General features: G+C 73.8%; 13 protein-coding genes. 4 read left to right on the top strand and 9 right to left on the bottom strand.

All coding sequences use genetic code 11. The features are described 5' to 3' along the window. Positions 1–4: 4 nt before the first annotated feature. The 9 genes from OG294_RS36970 to OG294_RS36930 all read right to left on the bottom strand — a co-directional run bounded on the left by OG294_RS36970 (position 5) and on the right by OG294_RS36930 (position 9,949). Positions 5–1,321, bottom strand: a complete 1,317-nt coding sequence (locus OG294_RS36970) for an ATP-grasp domain-containing protein (protein WP_327070947.1) — start codon at positions 1,319–1,321, stop codon at positions 5–7. Next, positions 1,318–2,190, bottom strand: a complete 873-nt coding sequence (locus OG294_RS36965) for an NAD(P)-dependent oxidoreductase (RefSeq protein ID WP_327070946.1) — start codon at positions 2,188–2,190, stop codon at positions 1,318–1,320. The genes OG294_RS36970 and OG294_RS36965 overlap by 4 nt, the downstream gene beginning before the upstream one ends. Positions 2,191–2,216: 26 nt before the next feature. Next, positions 2,217–3,455, bottom strand: coding sequence for an MFS transporter (locus OG294_RS36960; RefSeq protein WP_327070945.1), 1,239 nt, complete (start codon positions 3,453–3,455; stop codon positions 2,217–2,219). Next, positions 3,455–4,456 carry a diiron oxygenase gene (locus tag OG294_RS36955; RefSeq protein ID WP_327070944.1) on the bottom strand — a complete coding sequence of 334 codons (1,002 nt, stop codon included), beginning with the start codon at positions 4,454–4,456 and terminating at the stop codon, positions 3,455–3,457. The genes OG294_RS36960 and OG294_RS36955 overlap by 1 nt, the downstream gene beginning before the upstream one ends. Further along, positions 4,453–5,736 (bottom strand): diaminobutyrate--2-oxoglutarate transaminase, encoded by a 1,284-nt coding sequence (gene ectB / locus OG294_RS36950; protein WP_327070943.1) that lies wholly within the window; start codon positions 5,734–5,736, stop codon positions 4,453–4,455. Before ectB ends, OG294_RS36955 begins: the two co-directional genes overlap by 4 nt. Further along, positions 5,733–6,698 carry a 3-methyl-2-oxobutanoate hydroxymethyltransferase gene (locus OG294_RS36945; RefSeq protein WP_327070942.1) on the bottom strand — a complete coding sequence of 322 codons (966 nt, stop codon included), beginning with the start codon at positions 6,696–6,698 and terminating at the stop codon, positions 5,733–5,735. The genes ectB and OG294_RS36945 overlap by 4 nt, the downstream gene beginning before the upstream one ends. Next, entirely contained in the window at positions 6,688–7,857 is a 1,170-nt protein-coding gene (locus OG294_RS36940; RefSeq protein WP_327070941.1) for a pyridoxal phosphate-dependent aminotransferase, read from the bottom strand. Before OG294_RS36940 ends, OG294_RS36945 begins: the two co-directional genes overlap by 11 nt. A 77-nt stretch (positions 7,858–7,934) precedes the next feature. After that, positions 7,935–9,290 (bottom strand): LLM class flavin-dependent oxidoreductase, encoded by a 1,356-nt coding sequence (locus tag OG294_RS36935; protein ID WP_327070940.1) that lies wholly within the window; start codon positions 9,288–9,290, stop codon positions 7,935–7,937. A gap of 182 nt (positions 9,291–9,472) precedes the next feature. After that, on the bottom strand, positions 9,473–9,949 hold the full coding sequence (locus tag OG294_RS36930) for a hypothetical protein (protein WP_327070939.1): 477 nt from the start codon (positions 9,947–9,949) through the stop codon (positions 9,473–9,475). Positions 9,950–10,163: 214 nt separating this feature from the next. On the opposite strand from OG294_RS36930, the gene OG294_RS36925 reads away from it, so the two are divergent. The 4 genes from OG294_RS36925 to OG294_RS36910 all read left to right on the top strand — a co-directional run bounded on the left by OG294_RS36925 (position 10,164) and on the right by OG294_RS36910 (position 16,164). Further along, the gene (locus OG294_RS36925; RefSeq protein ID WP_327070938.1) at positions 10,164–12,848 is read left to right on the top strand and encodes a WD40/YVTN/BNR-like repeat-containing protein; all 2,685 of its coding nucleotides are present in this window, start codon (positions 10,164–10,166) and stop codon (positions 12,846–12,848) included. Positions 12,849–12,895: 47 nt separating this feature from the next. Then, positions 12,896–13,510 (top strand): RraA family protein, encoded by a 615-nt coding sequence (locus OG294_RS36920; RefSeq protein WP_327070937.1) that lies wholly within the window; start codon positions 12,896–12,898, stop codon positions 13,508–13,510. 69 nt (positions 13,511–13,579) lie between these two features. After that, complete coding sequence (locus tag OG294_RS36915) at positions 13,580–14,842, top strand: ATP-grasp domain-containing protein (protein WP_327070936.1); 1,263 nt, start codon at positions 13,580–13,582, stop codon at positions 14,840–14,842. Beyond that, a complete protein-coding gene (locus tag OG294_RS36910; RefSeq protein ID WP_327070935.1) occupies positions 14,842–16,164 on the top strand; it encodes an MFS transporter in 1,323 nt (440 codons plus the stop codon). Before OG294_RS36915 ends, OG294_RS36910 begins: the two co-directional genes overlap by 1 nt. Positions 16,165–16,283: the final 119 nt, after the last annotated feature.

Below are 16,283 nucleotides of genomic sequence, written 5' to 3'. Positions count from 1 at the left end.
GGGATCACCTGTCGTGGCTGGGTATCGGTGCCGTCCCGACGAGCCGGTCGGGACGCGGGGCGATGGTGGCTAGGGTCCGCTCGGGCGGCCGGTGTTCGGCCGGCCGGGTGCGGATGGAGATCCGGGCGGCGAGCGCGCTCGCCCGGATCGCCGCGTCCGGTCCGTCCGCGCCGCGGCTGAGGACCAGGCCGCAGCGGTCGTAGGACCAGGCGACGGGGACGACGGTGTCGCCCGGGGCAACGGTGATCTGGGCGTCGACCACGTCGGGGTGGGCGAGCACCTCGGCCAGCCCCTCGACGCTCTCGACGACGCCGGGTTCGGCGGTCAGGAAGCGGATCGCGGCGCCGCACCTCGGCTCGCCCGGTTCGACCGGGGCGGTGCGCCCGGCGTACCAGAGGAAGGCCAGCGCGTCGGTGTCGATGCCGTAGACCTCCTGGACCAGGTCGGCGATCCGGTCGCCGCCGCGCCGGCTGTGCGACTCGACCAGCCGCGGCCCGTCGTCGGTGAGGATCACCTCGGTGTGGGCGGGGCCGTCGGCCAGGCCGACCGCGTCGAGCGTGCGGGAGACCAGGTCCTCGACCTGACGGGCCGTCCTGGGGTCCAGCCCGGCCGGCTGGGTGTGGCCGATCTCGACGAACGAGGCGAGCTTCTCCTTGGCCGTGAAGGCGAGCACGACGTGCCGGCCGGCGTAGCTGAAGGTCTCCACGCTGAGCTCGGTGCCGGACAGGTACTGCTCCATCAGGAACGAGTGGAGTCCGAACCCGGCCGCCCACTCCCCCGTCTCGTCGGCGGACCCGGCGTCCTCGACCAGGCGCACGCCCAGGCTCCCGGAGCCGAACCGCGGCTTGATCACGGCCGGGCCGTGCTCGTCGACGAAGGAGCGGATGTCCTCGGCGGTGTGCCCGATCCGTGCCGCCACGGACTCGATGCCGCGCTCGGCGAGCAGCGTCCGGAAGGCCAGCTTGTCCTGGAGCACGCGCACGGTCTCCAGGCCGTTGCCCGGCAGGCCGAGCGCGGTGGTCGCGGCGGCGGCCGACTCCAGGCCGTCCTCGATCATCGAGACCACCCGCACCAGCGGACGCAGCCGGTGCACCGCGGTGAGCAGCCCGGTGACGGCCTCAGGGGTGCGGTAGTCCGTCAGGTGGGCCTCGGCGACGTGTGCGAGGCCGGCGGTGTCCAGCTCCTGCGGCCCGTGGATCCAGACCACCTCGAAGCCGGCCGCGCGCACCTTGCGCAGCGTGGCGGGGGTGCCGCCGATGACCGCGATCCGCGGGGCGGCCGCCGGGTCCCCGTCCGGGGCGGTCAGGTTCTGCTCGCTCATGCCCGCAGCTCCCGTCCGGCCTCGGACTCCAGCCAGCGGACCACCTCGACGTTGTCGGCGCCGTCCGGCAGCTGCGCGTGGGCCTGCTCCCAGATCCCGCGGCAGGCGCGGCTCAGCTCCGCCGGGCCGCCGACCTCGGCCATCAGCCGGTCGGCGATCCGGATGTCCTTGAGCATCAGGCGCTGGGCGAAGCCCGAGTCGAAGGTGCCGGTCAGCACGTGGGCGGGCAGCTTGGTCTCGGAGGCGTGGTTGCGGCCGGTGGAGGCGTTGACCACCTCCAGCATCACGTCCGGTGCCAGACCGAACGCCTTTCCGGCCAGGAGGACTTCGGCGGTCGCCGCCAGGCTGACCGAGGAGAGCAGGTTGTTCAGCGCCTTCAGCGCGTGCCCGGCGCCGGACGGGCCGACCCGGTACACCCGGCCCAGCGCGGCGAGCACCGGCTCGGCCAGGTCGAGGGCCTCGGTGTCGCCGGCCGCCATCAGGGTCAGCTCGCCGGAGCGGGCCGCCGCCGGGCTGCCCGAGACGGGGGCGTCCACCACGTGCACGCCGTGCCGCGCGGCCAGTTCGCGCAGTTCGCGGGTGTCGCGGGGGTCGCTGGAGCCGGTGTCGACGAGCAGCGAGCCCGGCGTCATCGCCTCCAGCAGTTGCTCGGCGACCGCCCGCACGGCGGCCCCGTCCGGCAGCATGGTGATCACGACGGGCGCGGCCAGGTCGGCGGCCCGCGCGGCGGCGGTGATGCCGCTCTGTCCGGCCAGCCGCTCGGCGGCCGCGGTGTCCAGGTCGAAGACCGTCACCGCGAAGCCCGCCTCGGCCAGGCGCCGGCTCATGCCGCCGCCCATGGTCCCGAGTCCGGCGAATCCGATTCGCATGGTTGAGTTCACTCCGTTCACGTGCATCAGGGCGTCCCCTCGCCCACCAGGGCGGGGATCTGGGCTCCACCGGCCAGCGCGACCCGCTCGGCCACCGCGCCGGTCAGCGCGAAGACCACGGCCGCACCGGCCCAGCCGACGGCCCCCGAGCCGAGCAGCAGCCCGGTGACCACCACCGGGCCGAAGACCCGCTCGGTGGCCAGGCCCAGGCCGAAGATCGAGAGGTAGCGACCGCGCGCCTCGGCCGGGGCGAGCGCGATCGACAGGTTCCAGGTCGCCGAGGTGGTGACCACCTCGCCGAGCGACAGCGCGAGGATCGCCGCGACCAGCAGCAGCACGGCCGACCGGCCGTGGGCCGCCCCCGCGGCCGCGAAGCACAGGCTGCTGGCGGCCAGCGCCGCCCCACCCCACAGCAGCATCCGGCTGCTGCGCCGCAGCCCGTCGGCCAGCCGGCTCACCGGGAGCTGGGCGACCACCACGAGGACGGTGTTGAGCGCGTACAGCACCGAGACCGTCGCCCGGGGCGCGGAGGTGTGCTGCAGCACCCAGACCGGCATCGCGACCAGCAGCAGCACGTCGAAGAAGGAGAGCAGGAAGTTCAGACCGGTCAGGGTCAGGTAGTGGCGGCCCGGCAGGGCCCGGGCGCGCCCGCCCTCGCCGGCCGGCGCGGCGGTGGGGCGCGGCGTCGCGGGCAGCCGCCGCACCAGCAGCGCACCGCCCAGGAAGGCCGCGGTGATCAGCAGCATGGTGATCCGGTAGGCCCGCGTCGTGTCCAGGGTCAGCGTCACGCCCCCGGCCATCGCGCCGAGCCCCAGGCCGATGTTGCGCACCACGTTGACCACCGCGAGCAGCCGGCCCCGGTCGCGCTGTTCGGGCAGGGCCGCGGCGACCAGCGCCTGGAGCACCGGCGGGCCCGCCCGGTCGAAGGCCACCGACAGGAGCGTGACCACCAGGTACTCCCAGAGGTTGGTCACGAAGGCGAAGGCGAGGAAGCACAGGCCGCGCCCGGCGTAGACCACCGCGAGGATCCGGCGGGCACCGTGCCGGTCGGCCAGCACTCCGGCGAGCAGCGAGGCCGCCAGGGCGGCGGCGCCGGCCACCGCCAGACCGGTCGCCACCTGGTTGGCGGTCAGACCGACGTGGCGGGTGAACCAGGCGATCGAGCTGGCCGTGAAGAGGCCGATGCCCAGCGACTGCACCAGGGCGGCCAGGGCCAGCCGGCGTCCGTCGGCGGTCAGCTCGTGCACGCCGCCCGGCAGCCTCATCACTCGGCCCCGAGGTCGAAGTCGACGAGGTCTTCCAGCTCCATCTCCCGCACGATCCGCCGGATCCCGGAGAAGTCGCGCACCAGCAGGCCGCCGCCCGCCGCGTTGCGGCAGTCCGCGACGATCTCCTCCGCGTCCGCGATCCCGGCGTGCCGCAGGATGCCGGGCCAGACCGCGAAGTCCTGGGCGACGAAGGCGTGCAGGGCCTTGGGCAGGGCCGCCACGAAGGTCCGGCGCTGCTCGGCGTTCAGGTGCGTGTACAGGCCCTTGGCCACCTCGACCATGACGGAGGAGTGGGCCGACTCGTCGCGGGCGTGCAGCCGCGGGACGAGCGCGTGCAGCGGCTGGACCGTCTCGTCGCGCGAGAGCAGCTCCAGGTAGGCGTTGACGCTGATCTCCGAGACGGTCGTCCAGACCAGCTTGAGCAGGTCCCGCTCCCACCGCTCGGAGACGTTCGCCTCCGCCTCCAGCAGCCGGCGGTACGTCACCGTGTGCGGGTAGACGGGCTCGTCGGTCACCTGGCGCAGTTCGCGGGTGCGCTGCATGGCGACCATGTGCATGTAGGTGTGCCACACCTCGTCGACGTGGGTCTGCTGGACCGCGCGCTTGGTGTGCACGCCGTCGGCGCCGGGGAACACGCCGTGCATGATCATCGCGAAGGTGGGGTTCGCGACGTACTCCTCGGCGGCGATGACCCGCTCGTTGTAGACCAGCCAGGCCAGCGTCTGCACCCCTTGGCGGGCCTGCGGGCTGGCGGCCAGGTACTTCGGGTGCTCGGCGAACGGCAGCAGCCGCTCGGGGTAGTCGGGCAGCGCGGCGTCGTACTCGCCCGGGTCGGTGACCTTGTCGAGGTCGGTGCGGATGGTGGCGCGCCGCGGCCAGGAGTCCGCGATCCGGCGCAGCACCGACTCGTCGATGCCGTGCGCGTGCTCGTGCCCGTCCTCGGTGGTGGTGTCGTCGACGGTGTCGAAGGCGTCGATGTCGGTCAGCAGGGTGCTCAACGGTTCTCCTCCTTGCGGGCCACCGCGTCGATGACGTCGGCGAGGAGGGCGACGCCGCGCGCCAGCTCGTCCTCGTCCAGCACGATCGGCGGCATGATCTTGAGTACCTGGCCGCGGGCGCCCGAGGTCTCCACCAGCAGGCCCGCCTCGAACGCGGCCCGCGAGACACGGTCCGCCAGCTGCGGGTCGGTGAAGGCGAGACCGCGGATCAGGCCACGGCCCCTGGGCGTGCAGCCGAGCTCGGCGAAGCGCAGCGCCAGGCCGTCCAGCAGGCCGTCCAGCGCGCGGACCCGCTCGGCGAGGCGCTGGACGAAGGCCGGGTCGGCCCAGTGGTCCAGGACGGCGGTCGCGGAGACGAAGGCCAGGTTGTTGCCGCGGAACGTGCCGCTGTGCTCGCCGGGGCCGAGCTGGTCGAGCTCCGGCTTGACCAGCACCAGCGCCATCGGCAGCCCGTAGCCGCTGATCGACTTGGACAGGCACACCAGGTCGGGGGTGATCCCGGCCTCCTCGAAGCTGAAGAAGGCGCCGGTCCGGCCGCAGCCGGCCTGGATGTCGTCGACGATCAGCAGGATGCCGCGCTCGCGCGCCACCTCGGCCAGCCGGCGCAGCCACGCCGGGCTCGCCGCGGCCAGCCCGCCCTCGCCCTGCACCGTCTCCACCACGAACGCGGCCGGCTTGCCGATGCCGCTGCCCGGGTCGTCCAGCAGCCGGGTCAGGTAGTCGATCGTGTCCACGTTCTCGCCGGCGAAGCCCTCGTAGGGCATCCGCAGCACGTTGCCCAGCGGCACCCCGGCGGCGTCGCGCTTGAACGCGGTGGCCGAGGCGGCCAGCGCGCCGAGCGAGAGCCCGTGGAAGCCGCCGGTGAAGGCGACGATGTCGGTGCGTCCGGTGACGCGGCGGGCCACCTTGAACGCGGACTCGATCGCGTTGGTGCCGGTCGGACCGGTGAACTGCACCCGGTAGTCGAGGCCGCGCGGGCCGAGCACGACCTCCTGGAAGCGCTCCAGGAAGCGGCGCTTGGCACCGGTGTGCAGGTCGAGCCCGTGCACCGGCCCGTCGGCGAGCAGGTAGTCCACCAGCGCCTGGCGCACCGCGGACGGGTTGTGACCGTAGTTCAGCGCGCCCGCGCCGGAGAGGAAGTCCAGGAACTCGCGGCCTTCCTCGTCCCACATCCGGTGCCCGACGGCGCGGGTGAAGACCGCGGGGAAGCGCCGGCAGTAGGTACGGATCTCGGACTCGAGCTCGTCGAAGACCGCCGTACCGGGCAGGGTCGTCGTCATCGGGCACTCCAGGGGCTCATGGTGGAGATCTGCTCGATCTCCTCGGGGGTCAGGGCGGTGCGCGGCGAGAGCGGGAAGCGTCCGTCGAGGGTGAGCCTGATCAGCTCGCCCATCCGGTCCGCGATCAGGTCGGGGGTGTAGGCCACCGGGACCTCGGCGGCGTCGATCACCGCGGTGGGCGGGAAGAACCGGCTGCCGCGCGCCGGGCGGACCACCGCGTCCCAGATGTTGAGGCTCTGGCCACCGAACTCGGCCCGGCCGCTGAACACCGAGTACAGCGGGATGCCGTCGGCGGTGGGAAGGCTGAGCGCCTGGTTGACCGGCTCGCTGACCATCTCGACGATCAGGCCGGCCGCGCCCGCGTCCCGCACCCGGCGGGCCTGGGCGAACATCTGCCGGGCGCCGTCGAGGGTGTCGCCGTGCCGGCTCAGCGCACCGCTCTGCGGCGTGTAGCCGAGGTGTCCGAGTGCGGTGCACCCGCTCACCGCGAGCGCCTGCAGGCAGTCCAGGTCGCGGTCGCCGGCGAGCTCCAGCTTCACCGCGTCGGCGCCCGCCGCACGGAAGCGCTCGCCGGCGGCCAGCGCGAGGGGGACCTCGCCGGTGGCGCCGTCCGGCAGGTCGGCCAGCAGGAACGGCCTGCGGTGCGCGGGGAAGAACGCGTCGAGCGCCTCCCGCACCTCCGCCACCAGGGCGACCAGCGTGCTCATCGCCCACTCCCGCTCCTCGGGGCCGGACAGCACGGTGCTGCTGCGCCCGAGGTGGGTCATGAAGTAGGAGTCGCCGACCATCACGCACTCCAGTGGGCAGTCGGCCAGGTCCGGCGCCGCCAGGGCCCGTGCCAGCCCCTCCACCTCGTAGCCCCGGTAGGCGTTGACCTTGAGGCCGACCCGGGCGGGTGCCTCGTACCGGTGCAGGAACGGAGTGATGCCGGAGCGCTCAAGGACGATCGTGTCAGTGCTCATCGAGGCCCTCCTCGTAGATCTTGTTGATGCGGTCGATCGCCTCGGACACCTGCGGCGGCGGCGCGGCGGTGAAGCACAGGCGGGCCCAGTTGCCGCAGTGGGCCCCGAACACCCGGCCGGGGGCGAGACCGACCCCGTGGTCGGCGCAGGCGCGGACAAAAGCCTCGCCGTCGCCGTAGGCGGACAGGTCGAGGAACGTGTACAGGCCGCCGGTCACCGCGGTGTGCGGCACCTTCAGCGCCGAGTCGGCCAGCCACCAGGCCGCGGCGGCGCGGTCGCGACGCCGGGCCAGTTCCTCGCGCGGCGTGCGCAGCGCCTCGCGGGCGGCGAACTGCGCCGCGGTGGAGACGGAGTAGAGCGTGTGCAGCGACCACTTGGTCAACTGCCCGGTCAGGCCGGACGGCGAGACCAGACAGCCCACCCGGGCCCCCGGCATCGCGTAGGTCTTGCTGCAGCTGTACACCGAGAAGGTGCGCTCGCCCGCCGCGCCGACGGTGGCGAAGTCGGTGAACCCGACCCGGGTGAAGTCGTAGTTCTCGTAGGCGTTGTCGGCGATCAGCCACAGGTCGTGCCGCTCGGCCAGCGCCGCGAGGGCGCCGAGCTGGCGCTCGTCCAGCCGGTAACCGGTCGGGTTGTTGGGGTTGTTGAAGTAGATCGCGCGGGTCCGCGGGGTCACCGCCCGCTCGATCGCCGCGACGAAGTCGAAGTCGGGGTCGGCGCCGAGCTCCAGGAAGACCGGCACCTCGCGCGGCACGCCGCCGGCCGCCCACACCAACCCGGTGGCGAACAGCCACTGCGGCGACAGCACCAGCACCTCGTCACCCGGGCGCAGGATCGCGTGCAGCACCACGGCGATGGCGTGCGTGGCGCCGTTGGTCACCAGCACCTGTTCCGGCTGCACCGGGGCGCCGCGCCGGGCGGTCAGCGCCTCGGCGAAGGCCGTGCGCAGCTCCGGAACGCCGGCGGGCGGCGCGTGCTGGTGCGGCGCGATCGCGAACTCCTCGCTGCTCCAGACCCGGGGGCGGGCACACGGGTCGAAGACCGTCTTGCCCTGGTGCAGGCCGATCGGAGCCGCGTCCCCGCTGCGGCGCAGCAGTTCCTCCACCTGGACCAGCGGTGAGGGCGGGATCTCGCTGAGGTCGTTGGCGAGTGACGGCATGGTGGAGTGCTCCTCGATTCCTCGGATGGCCGTGGCGGGGACTGTCGTGGCAGGGACGGACGGGCGGGCCGCCCGGGTCACCCGGGGCTGAGCCCGGCGGCGGCGCTCAGCCGGGCGGCGGCACCGTGGGCCGGCCGGTCCAGCCCGAGGTTGTCGCGCAGGGTCGGCCCCTCGTACTCGGTGCGGAACAGGCCGCGGCGCTGGAGCTCGGGCACCACGAGCTCGGCGAAGTCCGTCAGGCCGTCGGGCAGCACGGGCGGCATCACGTTGAAGCCGTCGGCCGCGCCACCGGTGAACCACTCCTCCAGGGCGTCCGCGATCTCCTGCGGGGTGCCGATCACCACCCGGTGGCCGCGGCCTCCGGAGACCGACTGGTAGAGCTGCTTGATGCTCAGCCCCTCGCGGCGCGCCTTGTCGTAGACGAGCTGCTGGCGGCTGGTGCTGCCCTGGGTCGGCGGCAGTTCGGGCAGCGGGCCGTCCACGTCGCTGCCGGAGATGTCCACGTCGCCCAGCAGCTGGGTCAGCAGGCCGTACCCGACGACCGGGTCCACCAGCTCCTGCAGGGCGGCGTACTTGTCCTCCGCCTCCGCCCTGGTGCGGCCGACCACCGGGAGCACCCCGGGCATGACCTTCACCTGGTCGGGGTCGCGGCCGTGGTCGGCGACCTGCTCGCGGATGGCCCGGTAGAAGGCGCGGCCCTCGTCCAGCGTCTGGCTGGCGGTGAAGACCACCTCGGCCCAGCGGGCGGCGAAGTCCTGCCCGTCCACCGAGGCGCCGGCCTGGATGAGCACCGGGTAGCCCTGGGGCGGGCGGGCCACGTTGAGCGGGCCGCGCACCGCGAAGTGCTCGCCGCGGTGGCCCAGCACGTGGAGCTTCTCCGGGTGGAAGAAGCGCCCGCCGTCCTTGTCGTAGACGAAGGCGTCGTCCTCCCAGCTGTCCCACAGCCCGGTGACCACCTCCATGAACTCCCGGGCCCGGTGGTAGCGGTCGCCGTGGTCGGGCTGGGCGTCGCGGTTGAAGTTGCGGGCCTCGGCGTCGGTCACCGAGGTGACGACGTTCCAGGCGGCCCGGCCCGCGCTCAGGTGGTCGATCGAGGCGAACTTGCGGGCCAGGTGGAAGGGTTCGTTGTAGGTCGTCGAGGCGGTGGCGGCCAGGCCGATCCGCTCGGTCGACACGGCGAGGGCGGAGAGCAGGGCGACCGGGTCGAACTGCAGGAACCGGCCCCAACGGCTCAGCTCCTCGGCGTCGTTGTACGGCGTGCGGATGCCGACGCCGTCGGCCACGAAGAACATGTCGAACTTGGCGCGCTCGGCCGTGCGGACCAGGTCGCGGTAGTGGCCGAAGTCCAGGCCGCCGTCCGCCCGCGCTCCCGGGTGCCGCCAGGAGGCGACGTGGTAGCCCGGGACCAGCAGGAAGGCCCCCAGCTTCATCATCCGACGATTCCCACCCATGACCGTTCGCTCCCATGTCCGTTGACGAGCTGGCTGTTGACGAGCCGCCTGGTGCCGTGTCGGCGACCTGTCCGGCGTGGCCGGTGTTTCCGGCGTTTCTGGCGTGGCCGGTGTTTCTGGCGTGGCCGGTATGGCCGGTATGGCCGGTGTGACCGGTGTGGCTGTCAGACGCTCAGTGCGTCGGCCTGGATCGCGCCCCAGTGGGTGTCGCCGGGGCCCGGGTCGGCGGCCGGCGTGACCGCGCCCCAGTGCGTGTCGTCCACGGGCTGCACCACGACCGGCGCCGTGCTGCCCCAGTGGGTGTCCGCCGGGACCACCACCGGCGGCGTGCTGCCCCAGTGGGTGTCCGCCGGGACCACGACCGGCTGCGTACCGCCCCAGTGGGTGTCGGCCGGGACCATGACCGGCGCCGTGCGGCCCCAGTGGGTGTCCGCCTGGACGACGCTCGGCTGCGTGCTGCCCCAGTGGGTGTCCCCGGGAGCCGGGTCGGCTGCGGCCACCACGCTCGGGCCGGCCGGGTGGGCGTTGCCCGGAGTCCCGTCGGCGCCCAGCTGCGCGGCCGGCAGGACCGCCGCCAGCACCGCCGCCGCCCCCGCGGCCAGGCCGAGCACCGAGCGGGTCAGGATCCGGTTCTTCGTCATCACGTTCTCCCCATGGGCAGGTCTTCGGTCGTCCGCCGGGCTTCCCCGAGCTGAGAACAGTTCAACGCCCGCCCCTTTCGAACCTCCTTTCGCCAGCCCTTCGTGCACCGGCTTCTTCGAGAAGCCGTTCAGAAGAAGTCGAGAAGGATCCCTCGCGAGGCTTACGGGTGCACACCGGTCAGCCGTTTGTCAGGCGTTACGGAGAGGCTTCGAGATGACGAGTTGCGGCATCACCCCGCGCAGCGTCAACATGCAGGGCGTCCACCTGCTGGACACGCTCACGGCCTGGGCCGTCGGGGACGGCGGAATGATCCTCGCCACCGCGGACGGCGGCGCGCACTGGGTCGCCCAGGGGCACACCGAGAAGGACCTGCGGGCGGTCTGCTTCGCGGACCCGGAGCGCGGCTGGATCGCCGGCCGGGACGGCACGGTGCTGCGCACCGTCGACGGCGGCCGCAGCTGGCTCACCGCCGACTCGGGGACCTCCCACAACCTCTACGGCGTCTCCTTCGCCCCGTCCGGCCTGGTCGGCTGGGCGGTCGGCGACAACGGCACGATCATCGGCTCCGTCGACGGCGGCCGCAGCTGGCAGCCGCAGACCGCGCCGGACCGCGTCCATCTGACGCGCTGTCACGCGGTCGACGAGCAGGTGGCCTGGGCCGTCGGCAAGCACGGGCGGATCCTGGTGACCACCGACGGCGGGGCCACCTGGTCCGTCCGGGACGGCGACAGCACGGTGGACCTGCGGGGGGTCTTCGCCGTCTCCGCCGAGGTCGGCTGGGCGGTCGGCCGGACCGGCACCATCCTCGCCACCCGGGACGGCGGCCGCAGCTGGAGCGCCCGGCCCAGCGGGACCGAGCTCGACATCTACGGGCTCTGGGCCTCGCCGGACGGCACCGTCCTGCGGGCCTCCGGCGACAACGGGCTGCTCATCGGCTCCGAGGACGGCGGGGCCGGCTGGGCGGCGCTGTCGAGCGGCACCGGAAAGGACGTCGTCTCGCTGGTCTTCACGCCCGACCTGCGCAGCGGCTGGGCGGTCGGCGACGACGGCCTGATCCTGAACTCGCTGGACGGCGGCCGCAGCTGGCAGCCGCAGCTCGACGGCATGTTCCAGGACCTGCTGGGGATCCACGGCGCCGGCAGCTCCCGGTGGGCCGTCGGGGCCCGCGGCACCCTCGCGGTCAGCCGCGACGCGGGCGCCGGCTGGCAGGCCCGGGAGACGGGCGTGCGCGAGATCCTCTGGGACGTCCGCCTGCTCGACGACGAGCGGCACGGCTGGGCCGTCGGCGCCCGCGGCACCGTCCTCAGCACCGAGGACGGCGGCACCACCTGGACCCCGCAGCAGGCCCCCACCCAACACGACCTGTTCGCCGTACACTTCAGCACCACGGAAGCCGGCCGCCGCGCCTGGGCCGTCGGCGCCCGCGGCACCGTCCTCACCACCGAGGACGACGGCACCACCTGGACCCCGCAGCAGGCCCCCACCCAACACGACCTGTTCGCCGTACACTTCACCGGAGCCGACACCGCCACCGGCAGCGGCCGGCGCGGCTGGGCCGTCGGCGCCCGCGGCACCATCCTCACCACCGAGGACGACGGCACCACCTGGACTTCTCAACCAGCCCCCACCCAGGACGACCTGACGGACATTCACCCCATCGACGGCACCCGGGCCTTCGCCGTCGGGCACGGCGGTACGCTGCTGGCGACCCGGGACGGCGGCGCCGGCTGGTCCCGCTGCGCGAGCGGCACCGAGGCCGCGCTGTGGGCGGTCGCCTTCACCGGGACCGGCGAACGCGGCTGGGCGGTCGGCGACAGCGGCACCATCGTGGCCACCGAGGACGGCGGTCTGCACTGGTCCGCCCAGGAGAGCCCGGTCGGGGTGGACCTCAAGCAGCTGTGGGCCGACCCGGCCGGCGGCGAGGCGTGCGCCGTCGGCGACGGCGGCCTCATCCTCACCACCGAGCAGGACGGGAAGTCCTGGACCGTGCGGGTGGCTCCCACCGGCAAGAACCTCTACGGGCTCCTGATGTCCGAGGACGGCTCCGAGGGCTGGGCCGTCGGCGACGGCGGCACCGTCCTGGTCACCCGGGACGGCGGCCCCTGGCACCGGCGCTCCGGCGAGAGCACGGCGAACCTCTACACGATCGCCGCGCCGGACGCCGACCGGGCCTGGGCGGTCGGCCGCGGCGGCACCATCGTCGCCACCGCCGACGCGGGCGCCTCCTGGTCCGTGCAGCCCAGCGGCACGGAGCGCGACCTCATGTCGGTCGACGTCCTCCCGGACGGGCGCAACGGCTGGGCCGTCGGCGACCAGGCCACCATCCTGGCCACCCGCGACGGCGGCGCCCACTGGCTGGCGCAGCAGATGCCGGCCGCCGGCCCGCCGCTGTGGGCGGTGCGCTTCGCGGATGCGCAGACCGGCTGGGCGGTCGGCGCCGGCGGCACCGTCCTGGCCACCGTGGACGGCGGCCTGACCTGGCTGCCGCAGCACTCCGGCACCGACGACGACCTGCTCGGCCTGCACGTGGTCGACGCGCGGACCTGCTGGGCGGCCGGCGACAACGGCACCGTGCTCAGCACCCGTGACGGCGGCCGCAGTTGGCAGCGCCACGACACCGGCAGCACGCTGAACCTCGCCGCCGTGCACTTCTCCGCCGACGCCCTGGTGGGATGCGCCGTGGGCCGCAGCGACATCGTCGTGACCACCACCGACGGCGGCCGGACCTGGCAGGTCGGCAGCACCGGGACCGGCATGACGCTGTGGGACGTGCGCGTGCTCTCCGCCCGGCAGGTGTGGATCGTGGGCGACGAGGGCGCCGTGCTGTCCCGCCCGGAGGGCTCCACCGCCTGGCCGTGGCACCGCCACAGTCCGCGCAAGACCACTGCCCGCCCCTGACGACCACCTGACCGAGCATCAACTCACCACCGAAGGAAAGCAGAACCATGACCGAGAACCCCGCCGTCCCCACCACCGCGCTCGCCGACTTCCTCGGCCGCGAGCAGATCATGGACATCGGCATCCGTCCGCTGTGGACGCCCGTCCCGCGAGTGGCCGGACCGGCCTTCACCGTGCAGTGCCCGCCCGGCGACAACCTGATGCTGCACGCGGCGATCCACCGCGCCGAGCCCGGCTCCGTCATCGTCGTGGAGTCCGGCGACCTCGACTACGCGCTCGCCGGCGGCAACGTCTGCGCCGTCGCCCAGCGCCGCGGCATCGCCGCCTTCGTCCTCGACGGCCTGATCCGCGACCTCGGCGAGGTGCGCGAGATGGGCTTCCCGGTCTTCGCCCGCGGGATCATCCCGATCCCCGGCGGCAAGAAGGTCGTCACTCCGCTGAACGGCGCGGTGCGCTGCGGCGGTGTGCAGGTGCACGCCGGCGACCTCGTGGTGGCCGACGAGGAGGGCGTCGTGGTGGTCCCGGGCGCGCGCCAGGAGGAGGTGCTGCGCGACGCCCGCGCCAAGCGCGCGAAGGAGGACGCGCAGTCCCTGGACGACTGGGAGGCGGCCCACCGCGCCCGGATCGACAAGAGCCTGGCCGAGCACGGCTTCCAGGGCTAGGGCCGGTCCCAACCCCCACCCCGGGGTCCGGAACCGGCCCTCGCCCCCCACACCGTGAGGAGAACCACTGTGCCCGAGCACGTCCTGGTCATGGGTACCGGGCGGGAGTACCCCGCCCTCGTCCGCGCGGCCAGCCCCGGCGCCGACACCACTGTGCTGTGCCGTGTCGAGTACGTCCACAAGCTGCGCCTGGCGCACGAGAACGCCCGGGTCGTCGCGGTGCGCGAACAGGCCCCGGACGAGGAGTGGATCGCGCTCGCCGCCGCGGTCCACGCGTACCACCCGTTCACCCGGATCGCCACGGTCGGCGAGCGCGACCAGGACCGCTGCGCGGCGGTCGGCGCGGCCCTGGGCCTGCCCACGCACCGGCCGGAGACGGTCGCGATGGTCCACGACAAGAACCTGATGCGCAACCGGCTCGACGAGGCCGGCGTCGACACCACGGCGCACACGCTGGCCACCAGTGAGCAGGACGTGCGGGCCTTCCTGCGCGCCCACGGCGGGCCGGTCGTGGTGAAGCCGGTCGCGGGTGCCGGCAGTGCCGGCGTCGCCCTGGTGCACTCCGAGGAGGAGGTCGCCGCGGCCTGGCAACGGGCCACCGGCGACGACGCCTGGATCGGCTCCACGGAGAGCGGCGTCGTCGTCGAGGAGTTCCTCAGCGGCGAGCAGTACAGCGTCGAGGCGTTCTCCGAGGCGGGCGAGCACCTGGTGGTGTCGATCACCCGCAAGTACTCCGACCCGGTGAGCTTCGTCGAGCTCGGTCACGTCGCACCGGCGCCGCTGACCGAGGTCGCGGCCAAGGAGGTCGAGGGGTACGTCACCCGGGTGCTCGACGCGCTCGGCGTCGAGTTCGGCGCCACCCACACCGAGGTCGTGCTCGGGCCGGACGGCCCGCGGGTGATCGAGACGCACCTGCGGGCCGGCGGCGACGAGATCCCGGAGCTGACCCTCGACGTCACCGGGGTCGACCTGGCCGACTGCGTGGTGCGCCAGACGCTCGGCGAGTCCGTGCTGCCCGGCATCCGCGCCACGCTGGCCGAGCCGCGCGAGCCGATCGCCTCCGCGATCTGGTTCGCGGCGCTCGACGGCGCCGGTGTCCTGGCCGAGGTGTCCGGGTCCGAGGCGGCCGAGGCGGTGGCCGGCGTCAGCGAGGTGCAGTTGCTCGCCCGGCCGGGCGCCGTGATCGCGGGCCTGGCCTCCTCGGAGTCCCGGGTCGCCCAGGTGCGCGCCACGGCGGCCACCGCGGACGCGGCCGTGGCGGCCGCGCAGGAGGGCGTCGGGCGGCTGGAGTTCCTGTTGCAGTCCCACGCACGAAAGAGCGAGACCGTCTGATGGCCGTAAGAAACCGCTTCCTCACCACGCTGGACCGCATCCTCCTCCCCCCGGGCCCCGGACGGCTCATCGCGCTGATCACGGGCGTGATGTCACTGGGCCAGGGCATCTGGGTGGCGCTCAACGCGATCTACGCCATCACGGTGCTGCACCTGTCGACCGATCAGTTCGGCCTGTGCCTGAGCGTGTCCGCGGTCATCGTGCTGCTGTGCAGCACCCCGCTCGGCCACCTCGCGGACCGGGTCGGCCCGCGGACCGTGCAGTTCTGGTCGTTCCTGGCGATGACGCTGCTGACGGCGGGGATGCTGCTGGTCCACGGCTTCTGGCCGTACCTGGTGGTCGCCTCCGGCCAGAACCTGGCCTACCGCGCCGGGCGCAGCGCCCGCAAGGCCATGATCGCGGGGCTCATCCCGCCCAAGGAGCGGATCCAGGTCCTCGCGTACGCGCGCTCCTCGAGCAACCTCGGCGTCTCGGTCGGTGCCTGCCTGGCCGGTCTGACGCTCGCCATCGGGTCGCGCTCCGCCTACCAGGCGGCGATGGCCCTCGCCGCGTGCGCGTTCCTGACCACCGCCCTGCTCACCTTCAAGGAGCACGCCGTCCCGCCGGTCCCGGCCACGGCCGGGCCGGCCCTCGGGGTGCTGCGCGACTGGTCGTTCCTCAGCTTCACCGTGCTGGACGGGCTGTTGAGCGCGCAGGGCGTCCTGCTGGACGTGGTGCTCCCGCTCTGGGTGGTGCAGCACACCAGCGCGCCGCGGTGGATGAGCGCGACGCTCCTGGTGGTCAACACGGCCTTCGTGGTCGTCGCGCAGACCAAGGCGGCCAAGGGCACCGACACGCCCACCCGCGCGGCGGCGGCCAGCTTCCAGGGGGCCGGCGCGGTGTCGGCCGCGTGCCTGCTGTTCGCGGTCACCGGTTCGACCTCGCTGCTGCCCGCCTGCGCCCTGCTGGTGCTCGGCGCGCTCACCCACGCCTTCGGCGAGGTGCGGCAGTCGGCGGGCAGTTGGAGCCTCGCCTACGCGCTGGCCCCGGACCACGCGCAGGGCCAGTACCAGGGCACCCACGCGATGGGCCAGGACCTCGGGCGGATGTTCGCGCCCGCGCTCTTCACCTGGCTGGTGATCGGCCACGGCGGCCCCGGGTGGATCGTGCTCGCGCTCGGGTTCGCCCTGCTCGGCGCGACCATGCCCGCCCTGGTCGCCCGCAACCCCCGCCTGCAGGCGCTGGCCGACGAGACCGCGGCCGACGACGCCGGCACCGCGGCCGACGAGGCCACGGCTGACGGAGCGCCGACCGCCAAGGCCACGGAGCCGGCCACGGCTTGAGACCACGTCGGGCGGGCCCGCAGTCCTCGTCCAGGTATGCCGATGACCTGACCAGTGAACTGGTCAGGTCATCGGCATACCTGGCGACGGCGGATGCGAGGCCGTCGGGCTCCGGTGGG

The organism is Kitasatospora sp. NBC_01302, assembly GCF_035976515.1.
In the GTDB taxonomy this organism is placed as follows: Bacteria; Actinomycetota; Actinomycetes; order Streptomycetales; family Streptomycetaceae; genus Kitasatospora.
The sequence above is the reverse complement of the archived record's forward strand: the minus strand, read 5'-3'. Positions and strand labels throughout refer to the sequence as shown.

What these genes read in the sequence shown, in the direction of transcription:
- OG294_RS36970 (WP_327070947.1), bottom strand. Translation starts at nt 1,321, where the DNA reads ATGAGCGAGCAGAACCTGACCGCCCCGGACGGGGACCCGGCGGCCGCC.
- OG294_RS36965 (WP_327070946.1), bottom strand. Translation starts at nt 2,190, where the DNA reads ATGCGAATCGGATTCGCCGGACTCGGGACCATGGGCGGCGGCATGAGC.
- OG294_RS36960 (WP_327070945.1), bottom strand. Translation starts at nt 3,455, where the DNA reads ATGAGGCTGCCGGGCGGCGTGCACGAGCTGACCGCCGACGGACGCCGG.
- ectB (WP_327070943.1), bottom strand. Translation starts at nt 5,736, where the DNA reads ATGACGACGACCCTGCCCGGTACGGCGGTCTTCGACGAGCTCGAGTCC.
- OG294_RS36945 (WP_327070942.1), bottom strand. Translation starts at nt 6,698, where the DNA reads ATGAGCACTGACACGATCGTCCTTGAGCGCTCCGGCATCACTCCGTTC.
- OG294_RS36940 (WP_327070941.1), bottom strand. Translation starts at nt 7,857, where the DNA reads ATGCCGTCACTCGCCAACGACCTCAGCGAGATCCCGCCCTCACCGCTG.
- OG294_RS36935 (WP_327070940.1), bottom strand. Translation starts at nt 9,290, where the DNA reads ATGATGAAGCTGGGGGCCTTCCTGCTGGTCCCGGGCTACCACGTCGCC.
- OG294_RS36930 (WP_327070939.1), bottom strand. Translation starts at nt 9,949, where the DNA reads ATGACGAAGAACCGGATCCTGACCCGCTCGGTGCTCGGCCTGGCCGCG.
- OG294_RS36925 (WP_327070938.1), top strand. Translation starts at nt 10,164, where the DNA reads ATGACGAGTTGCGGCATCACCCCGCGCAGCGTCAACATGCAGGGCGTC.
- OG294_RS36920 (WP_327070937.1), top strand. Translation starts at nt 12,896, where the DNA reads ATGACCGAGAACCCCGCCGTCCCCACCACCGCGCTCGCCGACTTCCTC.
- OG294_RS36910 (WP_327070935.1), top strand. Translation starts at nt 14,842, where the DNA reads ATGGCCGTAAGAAACCGCTTCCTCACCACGCTGGACCGCATCCTCCTC.